Below are 13,624 nucleotides of genomic sequence, written 5' to 3' on the forward strand. Positions count from 1 at the left end.
CCCCCTGCTCCTGCAAGAATACATTCTCTAGGATTTGCGATTTTTCTTCTGGGTCTTCAGCATCTCCGGTCTTCGCTTCATAATGGATAAGGGTGCACGGATAAATAAATCCTTCCAGTCACTTACCCGAAAGGGCGAGATAGGTGTGATGTAAGGCACCCCGAAGCTTGAAAGGCGAGTCAGATGACTGCAAATCAGCAGGAAGAACAGGATGGTTCCGTACATGCCCAGGACCGCTGCAAATAACATGCCTGCGAATCGTAAGATCCGGAGGGTAATGCCGGCACTGTACATCGGTATGGAAAACGAAGAGATCGCTGTCACTGCAACGACAATTACTAGAAATGGACTTACAATACCGGCCTGTACCGCGGCATCTCCAATGATCAGACCTCCGACAATTCCCATTGCCGGACCTATGGGCTTCGGCAGACGAATTCCAGCTTCACGTAAGATTTCAATGGAAATCTCCAGAATCAGTACTTCAATTAAAGCAGGAAAGGGTACACCTTGGCGTGCTTCAATTATGGAAATGGCCAGCTGAGTAGGAATTAGTCCCGGATGAAAGGAGATAAAGGAAATATAAAGCGCAGGGGCTAACAGAGCCAGAAATGATGCGCAAAACCGTAACACCCTTAAAAGGGTACCTGGAAACCAGCGCTCATAGTAATCCTCGGGAGACTGTAAAAGCATACTGAACGTCACTGGAACAATGAGTGCAAACGGTGTGCCGTCCAGCAAAATTGCAATTCTCCCCTCTAATAAAGAGGCAATCACTCGATCGGGTCTTTCCGTATTCTGTGTTTGCTGAAACGGACTTAAATAATCATCCTCGATTAACTGCTCCACATAGCCAGATTCCAGAATGAAATCCATATCAATTTTGGAGATCCGTTCATTCACTTCCTGTAGCAGATCAGGATTTACAATGTTTTTCATATAAGCGATAACTAGACTCTTCTTGATTTCGCTACCCACTTCAACCATTTTCATTTCCAGATTCATATTAAGACCTTGGCGCCGTAGCATAGATGTATTCTCACTGAGCACTTCGGTAAAGCCAATCCGGGGTCCCCGCAGTAAAGCTTCCGAGGTTGGCTCAGTTATTGCGCGCACTGCTCCATGTGGAAAGCCCACCAGAAGCATCTCACGCATGCCTTCGACAATCAGTGCAGTGTATCCAAACAGGACAGACTCCTGCAGATGGTCCAAATCTCTAGCATCACTAAGCTGAGCCAGCGGGAGCATAGTCTGTTTCATATAGGTGTATATTCCTTCCGAAGCTTGCATTTCACCGGCAAACATCAGATTTTGCAACACCTGTTGATTGATTAGCTCTTCATCCTGCATGCCCTCCACATAGACCAATGCGGCACGTGCCTGAATACCTTTGACTGAAAATTCACGAAAATGCACATCACTATTCCCCCCCAAGGCCGTTCTTATCGCCGCTAGGTCGGCATCATAATCTTGCGTAAACACTGTAGACGCACCCTGCTGCTGTTTTACTCCCTCATTGTCTGCCTTCTTATGTTCCTCCTGAGAGTCAGCTCCTGACTCCTTGGAACGTCCGCTTCCAACATAAAAATACAAATGCTTGTAAAGGTAATATAACCCTATGGGAAAGAGCAGCGTGATGGCTGCCTGCATAAAAACTGTCCAATCTGGAATATAAGAGACTATTTTAGACCACATCGTTATCATCCTTTAATAGGAATCTTCTAGATACTATTCTCTGCCTGCCCTGTTTTTATACAACTTATGGAATAGGAGGAAAGTCTATATCGGCGCAAGGAGATACACGTTGCTGTGCGTCCGAACATAAAGAGACGCCCGCATAAGCGGGCGTCTCGATTAAAAATATTTAAAATAGTTACTGTGGTTGCCGCCATTGTTTTAGCACTTCAAGCAACCCCGGAACATCTAATCCATCTAAAGAAAAAGCTTTGCGCAACAGCTCATGCGGGATGAACTCGTCATACTTTCCGAGGTAGGGTGCTTCATCTGGAGATAACAATGTTAAAGGATCAGCGGCAGCCATACTCTCAGCGATGATCTCCGCTTCCAGCGTTTCTGCATCTGTTTTGCCTGCAACCACCATATAATAAGGTTCCATCGGCACGATAGATCGAAGTCCCTGTGAGCTCTTCAAATTGTTCTTAAGAAGGCGCTCTAGTGTGCGGAATTGCCGACTACCCGCCCACGGTAAGATAAACATCGAATCTCCACCTGCCGGCATAACGGAACGTTCAAGCATTCCACTTTCCTTCGCTAAACGACGAGCTCGTTCAAGCCGCGCAGCCGCACTCGGTGCAAGATACGGATACAAGGATGTTGCGCCTAACACTTCACGTATTTTGGTCATAATTCGTGTATGCACATCCCCGCCCGCTCCAAGCCACAACGTATCCACTTTACCGCGTGAGGTTTTTACATAAACAGCTTTATGGCGATTATCGACCTCTTCTACCTTCCAGAGCTTCCCTGCCAGAGTAAAACAGTAACCTGGTGGTGGTACTGTTGTGATCGAACCGATCTCTTCAGTCCCGTTATAGACAACATGCTCTTCATCGTCTTTGAAGACTGCGTAGAAGCGGAAGTTATTCACGATCTTCTCCCCCGCCATCCCAATAATCAAGCTGCCTTCATCCATCTTCTCGATTTGTCCCATACCCAGCATATAAATCATGAAGGTATCGTAGTCGGCAGGATCAATGCTATTGAAGGAAGGTAAGCTTAGTACAGCCTCCTTTAAATCCTCCGGCTCCGCCTCCCCCATACTCTTCAATATGCTCATCGTCTGATGGTATAACAGCCCGACTGGCAGCTGGCGCACCACCAGTGGTTCAACCCACTTCTCGCGCACATATAGCTCAATAACCGCTATCGCTCGAAGCAGCGTCCAAGGCATCCGTGCCGGAAGCTGTGCTTCCTCATCCTCTTCCTCGGGCGTGACAAAGATCATCTCGGATGCGGCGTCACCGCGCCTGCCCGAGCGGCCGAGTCGCTGCACAAAGCTTGCGCAGCTATAAGGAGCGCCGACCTGGAGCACCCGCTCCAGCTCTCCTAGATCAATGCCCAGCTCCAGCGTCAATGTCGCTGCCGCAACTGCAGGACCGGAGCCTTGCCGCAGCGCGGCTTCCGTCTCTTCGCGGAGCATCGCGGAGATGCTGCCATGGTGAACGTGAAAAACATCCCGTTCCCCACGCTTCGCGGCCGTTCTCCGCAGCTCAAGGGTTGCCGTCTCCGCATCCGAGCGGCTATTCGTGAAGATCAACGCTTTCTTAAGATGCGTATGATCGTAAATGAAATCGTAGTAAGACTGCTTCGCGCGTTCTAAATGCTCCGCCTGCACTTCATCCCGTGCATCCGGGAAAGAGAAATGCTCCACACTTAAACGGAGCTTACGCCCGCCCTGTGGAGCGGACACCTCTACGCTCTCCCGCGTCCCTGCCGCCAGCCACTCCGTCACCGAAGCATAGTCACTAAGCGTAGCCGATAGACCGATTCTACGCGGATGACATCCCGCCATTCGTGAGATTCTTGCCAGCTGACTCAGGACCTGAATTCCCCGATCAGCTCCCATGAAGGCATGGACCTCATCAATGACAATATAACGGAGATCATGGAACAGCGCCGGAATAGCATTCGGGCGGTTCATCAGTAATCCCTCAAGGGATTCAGGGGTGATCTGCAGTACGCCTGAAGGATTCTGCACAAGTTTGGTTTTATCAGCTTGCGGTACATCTCCATGCCAGTGCCACACTGGAATATTGCCCTCACGGAGCAAATCGTTCAGCCGTGTAAATTGATCGTTAATCAATGCTTTCAGCGGAGCGATATACAGAATGCCAACCGAACCGGAAGGACGTTCATACAGCTCAGTAAGCGCTGGAAAAAAAGCCGCCTCTGTCTTACCTGAAGCTGTACCCGAAGCAATCAGTAAGTGATGCGGCGTATCAAACAGCACACGACAGGCATCCACCTGCGCCTCACGCAAAGTCTCCCAACGGTTCTTATAGATAAACTCTTTAATAAAGGGAGCCAGCCTATAAAACGGATTATCACTCATAATTCAAACTCCGCGAGGAATCCATCTAACTCATTTTGTTCAGTATCGACAGGTTTAGAGGTTCGTTCGCCCACTAGCTTCTCGAAAGAGATCTCCGGATGCTGGTGTAAGGTGTGAAGTAGATCCATGAAATCACGCACCACTTCACGCGGTGTCAGGAGCTCGTCTGCCCCTAATCTGCCCACAGCTTCTTCCATAAAATGAACCAATTGTTCCTGTGTTAACTGTGCTTCGTAACCATAATGAAGGGCATGAATATCTCTAAGCTTTTGCAAAAGGATCAAAATTTCTTCATGTGAGAGCATGTCCAGTGCAATAATAGGCCCAGTATAATTGTTCAGACCTGCTGCGCCGTATCTTCCTGCAACTAATCTTGAACGCAGCGCTTCATAACTAAATAATCCACGCCGTCCATCCTCCACAAATTGCGGAGTCCCCCCTATAAAAATCCCTAGGCTTTCTGCCTTGCCCTGCATCGTATCGTTGAACATTGTAAGCAGCTTTTCATAGTTACTCTGACGTGAGATACTGTTCGTGATTTTGTAGAGGTTGACGCCTTCGTCAATGAATAGCAGCAGTCCCTTATAACCGATAGCAGAAGTGAATTCCGCCCACAGTTTCATATAATCATACCAATTATCATCATCAATAATCACGCCCACACCAAGTGCTTTTCGTGCTTCCGTTCGAGTAGCGAATTCACCTCTTAGCCAGCGAAGGGAATCCTGCTTCAATTCATCGTCAGCGAGTTTATGTGCATTCCAATAAGTAGCCAGCACTTTGGCAAAATCAAATCCATGTACCAAACCGCGCATTTCGGAGGCTACAGCATAGATTCGTTTCTCAACTTCGTCTCCAAGCTGGGGGTGATCAGGGCCATATTCATTCTCTTGCATCACAGACTGCTGAAGCGTAATGATCCATTTTTGCAAAATAATCTCCAGAGCGCCTCCATCTGGACGTGTCCGGGTAGACAAATGACTCATCAGCTCTCGATATGTAGCAAGACCTTGTCCTTTCGTTCCCACTAATCTTCGTTCAGGGGATAGATCCGCATCGGCTACTACAAAATCCCGATCCATCGCATAATTACGGATCATCTGCAAAAGAAAGCTTTTGCCGCTACCGAATTTGCCTGTAATCAGCTTAAAAGCAGCTCCACCCTCCGCAATATTATCCATATCTCTCAATATCGCTTCAATCTCTGGCCGGCGGCCAACGGCTATATGTTCTAGTCCGATACGCGGAACCACACCGGCTGTCAGTGAATTGACTAGCGCTGTCGTCATACGTTTGGGTATTTTTAAACCATTCATCCAAAGTTCACCCCATTAAATATTAAGCAGATGAATTTTATATTCTTCTGCAATTTCTTCACCATCTATGATCAAATCACCTAGAATGTTCATTGCGATATCATTTATCTCATCAATCAAGAGTTCTGACATCGTGCCATTTGCAGCCGCTAGCTTCTGTATGGTTTGTGTTCCATCCTCGTTCATAAACGCAATCAGAGCTTCGTGTTGGAGTGGACTTAAAGCATTAGAGAACTGCTCCCACTCCGTATCTACGTTAGCAGATTGAATTTCTTCTATAGTTAATTCAGGCTCAAGAGACTGAAGCGGTACAATGATTTCATCTTCAATATCTTCAAATTCTTCTTTTTCTACTACTTCTTCAAGCTCGGATTCCTCATTAGTAATCTCAAAACCGCTATCCTCAAGTTCTTCCAGCTCATTCATTTCCTCAACCGTAAGCATGGTTCGTACAATCTCGGAATCACTCTGCAGCCTTTCAAGCTTCTCACGATCAATAACTACTGCCGGCCCCTTATCTTCCTGTTTCTCTTTCTCAAATTCCCGCTTCAGAAAACGAGTGATAAGGTCATCCATATCCGCATCCACATTAACCCCTTTGAGCCGTCCTCGATACCCCAGCAGTTCCCGTAATTTATTCTCAGTCAAACGGAATAGCCTTGTAATCAAACTGCGAAGCGGTGGAGATTTACTGATACGCACAACCGGTATAAGTACTGAATAACCATATAGCGAAATATCATATACGGCGCTACGAAATAAATAACGCTCACGCATTACTGAGGGGCCTGGTGGGAACATTTCAACCAAATTCGAGCCATGTTTCCTACTGACATAAGCGTTGATTAATGCCACTACCTGTGGAATATATCGTGCGAGGGCTCCTTTACCTTCCCCCATATAAAACTTCGATTTACTAATATCGTAGTCCGACATTGCTGTTAATACCGTAAAGGTTAACTGCTCAGGAGCTACAGTAAGACATCTCTCTAACTCTAGCTCTGCCAGATCTCCGGCAAGACCGCGTGAACGAGCAACGATTAAAGATAGAGGCACATCCAAATGATGAACAAACGAGAAGTCCGCGATCCAACCACCCAAATATTGATCCAGACGTTTATAATTTTCACGATAAGCTTCCCAGATTTGACTGAGCTGCTTATAGCCATCATAAGGATCTTGCCAGCCTACACCATTAATAAGCTCATACACGTGCAGAAAAATATATGAAAGATCCGTTTTCGGATATCTACCCTGTCTAACTTCATTGCGCCAATAAAAATACCATCTACTTTGCGTGCCCGTCATATGACCATACGTTGGCCAGTAGCTTTTAAAAGGAACAAATAGCGCGGAATCCTCGGTTCTGTGTTCCAGCTCCTTCGCTCTAGCTACAAACTGACCTTCGGTAGTTGTCACAGGCTCCGGCGTGTCGGTCTCCAGATCCCAAAGCTGAAGCTGTAAAGAAGGTTCAGACGACGTTTTAGGCTTCCCTACATTTGCAGTAGATAACTTTGGCAGCGCTGGTTCTGATGAATTTCGCGGGGGAATAGGAACATTTTGTTCCGTACTTTCCCAGACTAATTCCGTGAAATGAGGCTGATTCCTATCCTTACTCATGTTCGATCGCTCCGTTCTTATAAAAGAAGGACTAATGCAAGCATAACGCCTTCTTTGCGGGGGCCCTAAAAATATAGTTTCTAATGTTAAAAAAAACGGCCCTGTTCACAACTGTGAAGGAACCGTTTTGTTCTTATTAAATTTTAGCATTGTTGGTAGATTAACATCAAGTATGTAATGAAGAATTATCCTTTACAGGAGCTCCGTTCCCTTTGTCTCTTTTCCTAGGAAGAGCACCGCTAACGCACCGATAATAATCGTTACAAAAAATAACATGAAGATCGAGCCAATCGCTATAGATTTACCTACCAGCACCCCTACTAACAAAGGAGCGATGATGCCGCCAATCCGGCCAAAGGAAGTCGCTAAACCAGCGCCTGTTGAGCGAATAGTTGTTGGGTACAACTCTGGTGTATAAGCGTACATGCCACCCCATGCTCCGAGATTAAAGAACGATAAGCAAATCCCGGCCGCCATCAGCATGCCTTCTGTAGTTGCATTTCCGAACCATGCCGCACTAACGGCAGTGAACAGCATATAGATGACCAGGACAAACTTACGTCCGAACTTTTCGATGAAGTAAGCGGCAGTAAAGTAACCCGGCAGCTGAGCTAACGTCATGATAAGCACGTATTCGAAGCTTTTAACCAAGCTGAAGCCTTTAAGTACCATAACTGTAGGTAGCCATAGAAACATCCCATAATACGAAAACACTACAGTAAACCATAAAATCCACAGCATAATCGTAGAACGACGATACTCTGGTGACCATACTGTTGTGATACGTTTTTTCAAGGATACAGGCGCCTTCTTGATCTCAGCAAACTTCGGTGAATCGTCTATAGCACGTCTTAAGTAAAGAGCGTATAGAGCAGGAACAGCACCAATACCGAATGCTACACGCCAGCCATAATCAGGAATCACGAAGAATGCAATTAAAGCAGAAGCGATCCATCCAACCGCCCAAAAGCTCTCCAGCAGCACAACCGCACGGCCTCTCTCACGGGCAGGCATACTTTCAGACACTAATGTTGAGGCGACGGGCAGCTCCCCACCTAGTCCAAATCCAGCGATAAATCTAAGTACACAGAGTATTCCGAAGCCTGTTGCAAAAGCCGATAACCCACTCGCAGCCGAGAAAATTAGGAGTGTCCATAGAAGTATCGGTTTACGTCCAAAACGATCGGCTAATATCCCTGCTGCCGCAGCACCCACAGCCATGCCCACGGAGTTAATACTTGTCAATATACCTATCTGCTCCGGTCCCAGATTCCAATCCTTGGCTAAAGCCGCTACAACAAAAGAAATCATCCCGACGTCCATCGCGTCGAACATCCAGCTTAAGCCTGCACTGAAGAGTAATTTCCTTTGCTTCGGATTCCGCAGCAGTGTCATTTGATTCACTTCTAAGCCCCCTTATATCCAACATATATCTTATGAAACTTACTTTTGATTGTTTCACTTATACATATTAAAATTGAAGCGTTCAAAAATCAAGAAATAAAGCTGCATTAAAGTATTGTCTGGCAAGCGATTGAAAATAACAGGTCTGAACAGCTATCGTGGCTATCAGAAGTATGTTGCGGACAGACTCTCTCTGAGATCTCGTAAGATGCGTCAGCCGATTGATCACACGATCTGTGGAACTTCTAAGCAGGGAATCTTCTTTCCAGGAGAACTCCTTGTGTAAAAGTTGATCTACTTTACATTGGGTTTGTATAGTTGGATTGCTCTTGATCTCTTCAAACAGCCCAGCATATGCGTAATACAGCTTTGTCGGTTCTATAAGATCATCATCGTCTCGATCTGGCTTTAAGAACATTAATCGGAATAGCTGACGAATACTTTCGAAATTTAGGGCCGATTTGAGATCATCGATCATAAACAGAAGTGCTGCCTGATTAACTGAATACTTCTTTCCTTCTCTTGGAGAACCGAGATACTCCTTAAAATCACGCTTCACCCAATTTTGCATAGTAGTCACAGTCAAAGTGGAATACTCTATTAGATGGCCTAATGAAGCAATTTCACCGAGTGAAAAGCCTTTTACATCATGCCCCTTAATGATCTTTTGAAAAATGGGTGGAACATCTGTAGATAAAAAAGCGGGTAACGAAGTCCCCTTTTGTACTTCATCAAGATGAAATTTAGTCCATGCCTCTTGGAGGATATTCAGCGGTTTCCGGTCTGATAATCCGGTCAATGAGAGCAGAAGACTGGACATCTCCACACGAGTCAATGCAAATGATTCCATATCTGTTTCCCTCCACCATTTGATATTTCTCTGAAAAGTTCGTAGAATAGTTCATAAGAACTCATAATATGAGTATAACCTATTTTAGGAACGAAAGGGATGGTAAAGATTATATGGGTATAGGACTTAGTTTGACGTTGGTGGCTATTTTGATTATTTTAACCGCTTTTTTTGTAGCAACGGAATTTGCATTGGTGAGACTTAGAGGTAGTCAGATCAGTCAAATGGTGATCGAGGGAAAGAAGAACGCGCTTGCTGTACAACGAGTGTCTGCTAATCTTGACGGGTACTTATCTGCTTGTCAGCTCGGGATTACAATCACTGCACTGGGTATTGGTGCACTGGCAGAGCCAGCGTTTGAGCAGTTGCTCCTTCCGGTATTCGACTGGGCTAATATTAGTCCAAGTGTGAGTCACCCTCTTGCGTTCTTATTCGCATTCGTCATTGCAACATTCCTACACGTCGTTGTCGGGGAACTTGCTCCGAAGACAGTAGCTATAAACATTCCGGAAAAAATCGGTCAAATTACATCACCGCTGATTATTTGGTTCTACAGAATTTTGTACCCACTCATTTGGTTTATGAATGGTTCCGCAAATCTGCTTGTTCGCCTTTTTGGGATGAAGCCTGCCAGTGAGCATGGAGACGCTCATAGTGAAGATGAGATTCGTTTGATCTTATCCGAAAGCTATGAAAGTGGAAAAATCAATAAAGCTGAATATGGCTATGTCAACCGCATCTTTACTTTTGACGAGATGTTGGCCAAAGAAATCATGGTTCCACGAACGGATATGGTATGTCTTTTCACCAATCATTCATTGAAAGAAAATTTCGAGATTATTCGTAAGGAACAATATACTCGCTTCCCGGTTGCAGAAGGTAGCAAGGATAATATCATCGGAATGATTAATACGAAACAGCTTTATTTGCAATATGACAATAACCCTGATTTTGATTTCAAAGGCTTGATTCAGCCAGTTCTAACCGTATCTGAGGTAACACCTGTTAAGAACCTTTTAACACGTATGCAATTGGAGCGGGTGCATATCGCCCTGCTGCTTGATGAATATGGCGGAACGTCTGGACTCATCACGATTGAAGATATTTTGGAAGAAATCGTTGGTGAAATTCGAGATGAATTTGACGGTGATGAGCGCCGAGAAGTTGAGAAACTAAGCGATACAAATTATCTGTTCGATGGTAAGGTATCTTTAATTGAGGTCAAGGAGCTTACCGGTCTTGATTTTGAACATGAGGAAGTGACAACGATTGGAGGCTGGTTATATAGTCATATCCCAGATCCGGCCGTTGGCAAAAGCATTGTACATGACAACGTAACCTTAATCATTCGTGAAATGAACAGATACCGTGTACGCAAGGTTGAGGTCATCATTGAGACCACTGGTGACACTGAATCGTCAGAGCTTGAGAATTCATAAGCTTTTAATCATAAAAAAAAGGATAGAGTTATCAGATTAAATCTGATCCTCTATCCTTTTTTCTTTTATCAAAATCTTACTCATGTAATATTCATCTACCCATTGGCCATCAATTACAAGTGATTTTCTTTTCGTCCCTTCGATCTCAAACCCATTTTTGATATATAGCGACATAGCTATCTCATTATGGGTCATAACTGTTAACTCTAACCGGACAATTTCAGTATTCTTAGCCCATACATCCAGTTCTTTGAATAGCCCCGTACCAATCCCCTGACCTTGATGCTGTCTTAGAACTCCAATGACTATGTACGCACTATGGCGATTGCGTCTAACATTTCCACCTCTAACCGACATAAAACCTATCAAATGGTTATCAACCTCAGCACCAATAAGGATTGAAGTATTTGCTAAAGCGAAGCTTTCGATCATCTCTTTGACCTGATTTAGACTGGATTGTCGTTCATCCGGCTCTAATAACATAAATTTGGATTCCTGATCCAACTGATGCTGTAATCGAAGTAATTCTTCTGCATCCTCTGGTATAAGCACTTTAAGTGTAACCATCATATCATCACTTCCAATCATAAATAGCTATAAGTACTTTTTGAACAGCTTACTGGAGCTGCTATTGTATCCAAGATGCTCGTAAAATTGATGTGCATCCTCTCTTCTGACCGCACTCGATAGCATGATCTTAAGGGCGCCCCTAGAAGTGGCTACGTGCTCAGCGTATCTCATTAGTTTCGCACCGTATCCTTTCCCTCTCACCTCTTGTGATATGATGACTCTTTCAATGACAGCAAAGGGTCGATCGTCACATAAAGCATCCATACATAAATGAAGATGAAGCGTCCCAACAATAGCCCCTTCTTCTTCGTACACATAAAGAAAACTATCCGTATTGTCAGCTATCCGCTTCAGGCGGTCCGGTGACACTTGTATAGCTGTCTGCTCAGGCAACAACATTCGATATAAGTTTTCAATATACAATGCGTCTTCAGGAACAGCCTCTCTTATCATTTGTTTATTCCTTTCTTAATCGTTCTTAACAACGGCAGACCATGATAACATTGCCATTCGGATCTTTAAAATTAAACCAATGGTCATGCTCGATATCCGTAAGAATCTCTCCGCCATTTGCTTTCACATAGTCATAAGCAGCATCAATATCCTCGGTATTTAGATGAAAAGAGGGGATATTAAGAACGGACTCAGAAGTGTAAATTTTGCTGTCTAATACGATTTCTGGTCCTTGCATGGGGATCACGTATAGATGCCCGAATAATACTTCACCATCCAAAGGCAAACCAAGCAATTGGCAATACCATTCTTTGGATTTCTCAATATCCTTTACCGGAATAAAAACTGCACCAATCTGATTCAGAATCGGACTTACCACCATTAAGAAAGCCTCCTCTTTAAAGTTGCAGAATAGGGTGTTATTCTAGAATAATTCGATAAAATATGTCAATTACCTCCCTCCACTTAGGGAAGGTCTGGCAAGTTATGTTATAATTTTGTGTGCACTACTCTAATTTCACGTATGACAGGAGAATTGAATTGGCTAATCTGAACTTCGGTGGATTGAAATTAACTCCACCAAAAGTCTTATCACTAGGATTTGTAATACTTATCACTGCCGGAACTTTTTTACTTAGTTTGCCGGTCGCCTCAGTAGAAGGGCATATTTCTTTTATTGATGCATTATTCATGGCTACATCGGCAACCTGTGTTACAGGTTTGGCAGTCATTGATACGGGCACACAGTTGACTACTTTTGGACAAGTTGTTCTACTCGTATTATTTCAATTTGGGGGATTGGGTTTTATTACGATGGCCACCTTGATTACTTTGGTCCTTAATAAACGAATATCCTTTAAAGAGCGAATTCTTATGCAAGAATCTATGAACCAGAATTCCATGCAAGGTATTGTCCAGTTGATCCGCAGAGTCCTGATCTATTCCCTTGTTATTCAGCTCACAGGTGCCATCGTGTTTGCCGGTAGGTTTATGATGGATATGCCTTTCGGGAAAGCTGTATATTATGGAATTTTTCACAGCATATCTATTTTTAATAATGCAGGCTTTGATTTATTCGGTGACATTCATGGACCCTTTAGTGGACTTACTCGTTTTGTAAATGATCCTATAGTGAATTTCACCTCAATGATTCTCATCTTTCTTGGAGGGGTCGGTTTTATCGTCCTGTCTGATGTTTTTGACTTTCCAAAACGCAAAAAGCTTACTCTACATTCTAAGGTTGTTCTTTCGACCTCTATGATATTGATTGTCATTGGGGCTGCTCTATTTTTCTTACTAGAATTTAATTCTACGCTGAAGCCCTTGAGTGCAGGTGGAAAGATGATGGCTACATTTTTACAAGCGATAACACCACGTTCAGGTGGCGTCACTACAATTGAAATTCCACTGATGCGGGAATCAACGCAATTTCTAATGATTCTGCTAATGTTCATAGGGGCTGCGCCTGGATCTACTGGTGGGGGAATTAAGATTACTACGTTCGCTGTTCTAGTGGCTGCGGTTTCTGCAAGACTAAGGGGTAAAGAGGATATTGTAATGTTTCGTCATCGGATCGCCAAAGAAAATGTCTATAGAGCCGTGACGATGACACTGATGTCTCTAATGTTAGTGGTCATTGCTACGATGTTGTTATCCGTGACAGAAAAGGCTGACTTTCTTGCTGTACTCTTTGAATCCGTATCTGCATTCGGGACTTCTGGTCTCTCCATGGGACTTACTCCAGAATTGACTACGGCGGGTAAAGTGCTCATTATTTTTCTAATGTTTCTGGGTCGGACAGGTCCGCTTACTCTAGCTTATGCACTCAAACCTAAGGGTAGTAAGGAACTTTACAGATATCCTGAAGGTAAGATTACAATCGGATAAGGCGAGATGTAAC

At 44.3% G+C, this 13,624-nt stretch carries 11 protein-coding genes; 2 read left to right on the plus strand and 9 right to left on the minus strand.

Annotated elements, in window-relative coordinates; genetic code table 11:
* Positions 1-27 precede the first annotated feature (27 nt).
* The 6 genes from MKX41_RS09255 to MKX41_RS09280 all read right to left on the minus strand — a co-directional run bounded on the left by MKX41_RS09255 (position 28) and on the right by MKX41_RS09280 (position 9,262).
* A complete protein-coding gene (locus tag MKX41_RS09255; protein ID WP_076283627.1) occupies positions 28-1,695 on the minus strand; it encodes a spore germination protein in 1,668 nt (555 codons plus the stop codon).
* A 178-nt stretch (positions 1,696-1,873) separates the two neighbouring features.
* Positions 1,874-4,072 carry a DEAD/DEAH box helicase gene (locus tag MKX41_RS09260; protein WP_340969819.1) on the minus strand — a complete coding sequence of 733 codons (2,199 nt, stop codon included), beginning with the start codon at positions 4,070-4,072 and terminating at the stop codon, positions 1,874-1,876.
* The gene (locus tag MKX41_RS09265) at positions 4,069-5,388 is read right to left on the minus strand and encodes an ATP-binding protein (protein WP_340969821.1); all 1,320 of its coding nucleotides are present in this window, start codon (positions 5,386-5,388) and stop codon (positions 4,069-4,071) included. The genes MKX41_RS09260 and MKX41_RS09265 overlap by 4 nt, the downstream gene beginning before the upstream one ends.
* A 15-nt stretch (positions 5,389-5,403) precedes the next feature.
* Positions 5,404-7,008, minus strand: a complete 1,605-nt coding sequence (locus MKX41_RS09270) for a TerB N-terminal domain-containing protein (protein WP_340969824.1) — start codon at positions 7,006-7,008, stop codon at positions 5,404-5,406.
* A 192-nt stretch (positions 7,009-7,200) separates the two neighbouring features.
* Complete coding sequence (locus tag MKX41_RS09275; RefSeq protein WP_042193977.1) at positions 7,201-8,403, minus strand: MFS transporter; 1,203 nt, start codon at positions 8,401-8,403, stop codon at positions 7,201-7,203.
* 91 nt (positions 8,404-8,494) lie between these two features.
* Positions 8,495-9,262: a DUF1836 domain-containing protein gene (locus MKX41_RS09280; protein ID WP_042188578.1), complete on the minus strand. Its 768-nt coding sequence runs from the start codon at positions 9,260-9,262 to the stop codon at positions 8,495-8,497.
* A gap of 113 nt (positions 9,263-9,375) precedes the next feature.
* Between MKX41_RS09280 and MKX41_RS09285 the strand changes: the two genes are divergently transcribed.
* Positions 9,376-10,701, plus strand: coding sequence for a hemolysin family protein (locus MKX41_RS09285; RefSeq protein ID WP_340969830.1), 1,326 nt, complete (start codon positions 9,376-9,378; stop codon positions 10,699-10,701).
* Positions 10,702-10,737: 36 nt separating this feature from the next.
* Here MKX41_RS09285 and MKX41_RS09290 read toward each other — a convergent pair whose 3' ends face one another.
* From MKX41_RS09290 to MKX41_RS09300, 3 genes are read right to left on the minus strand one after another with little or no spacing between them, the layout of a single operon-like run.
* Positions 10,738-11,271, minus strand: coding sequence for a GNAT family N-acetyltransferase (locus tag MKX41_RS09290; RefSeq protein WP_340969832.1), 534 nt, complete (start codon positions 11,269-11,271; stop codon positions 10,738-10,740).
* Positions 11,272-11,295: 24 nt separating this feature from the next.
* A complete protein-coding gene (locus tag MKX41_RS09295) occupies positions 11,296-11,724 on the minus strand; it encodes a GNAT family N-acetyltransferase (RefSeq protein WP_340969834.1) in 429 nt (142 codons plus the stop codon).
* Between the two features lie 25 nt (positions 11,725-11,749).
* Positions 11,750-12,103 carry a VOC family protein gene (locus MKX41_RS09300; RefSeq protein ID WP_042193979.1) on the minus strand — a complete coding sequence of 118 codons (354 nt, stop codon included), beginning with the start codon at positions 12,101-12,103 and terminating at the stop codon, positions 11,750-11,752.
* A 161-nt stretch (positions 12,104-12,264) separates the two neighbouring features.
* Between MKX41_RS09300 and MKX41_RS09305 the strand changes: the two genes are divergently transcribed.
* Positions 12,265-13,611 (plus strand): TrkH family potassium uptake protein, encoded by a 1,347-nt coding sequence (locus MKX41_RS09305; RefSeq protein WP_081393020.1) that lies wholly within the window; start codon positions 12,265-12,267, stop codon positions 13,609-13,611.
* The last annotated feature ends 13 nt before the right edge of the window (positions 13,612-13,624 follow it).

Origin of the sequence: Paenibacillus sp. FSL R5-0475 (assembly GCF_038004585.1) — a bacterium.
GTDB lineage: Bacteria > Bacillota > Bacilli > Paenibacillales > Paenibacillaceae > Paenibacillus_AQ.

What these genes read in the sequence shown, in the direction of transcription:
- MKX41_RS09255 (WP_076283627.1), bottom strand. Translation starts at nt 1,695, where the DNA reads ATGTGGTCTAAAATAGTCTCTTATATTCCAGATTGGACAGTTTTTATG.
- MKX41_RS09260 (WP_340969819.1), bottom strand. Translation starts at nt 4,072, where the DNA reads ATGAGTGATAATCCGTTTTATAGGCTGGCTCCCTTTATTAAAGAGTTT.
- MKX41_RS09265 (WP_340969821.1), bottom strand. Translation starts at nt 5,388, where the DNA reads ATGAATGGTTTAAAAATACCCAAACGTATGACGACAGCGCTAGTCAAT.
- MKX41_RS09270 (WP_340969824.1), bottom strand. Translation starts at nt 7,008, where the DNA reads ATGAGTAAGGATAGGAATCAGCCTCATTTCACGGAATTAGTCTGGGAA.
- MKX41_RS09275 (WP_042193977.1), bottom strand. Translation starts at nt 8,403, where the DNA reads ATGACACTGCTGCGGAATCCGAAGCAAAGGAAATTACTCTTCAGTGCA.
- MKX41_RS09280 (WP_042188578.1), bottom strand. Translation starts at nt 9,262, where the DNA reads ATGGAATCATTTGCATTGACTCGTGTGGAGATGTCCAGTCTTCTGCTC.
- MKX41_RS09285 (WP_340969830.1), top strand. Translation starts at nt 9,376, where the DNA reads ATGGGTATAGGACTTAGTTTGACGTTGGTGGCTATTTTGATTATTTTA.
- MKX41_RS09290 (WP_340969832.1), bottom strand. Translation starts at nt 11,271, where the DNA reads ATGATGGTTACACTTAAAGTGCTTATACCAGAGGATGCAGAAGAATTA.
- MKX41_RS09295 (WP_340969834.1), bottom strand. Translation starts at nt 11,724, where the DNA reads ATGATAAGAGAGGCTGTTCCTGAAGACGCATTGTATATTGAAAACTTA.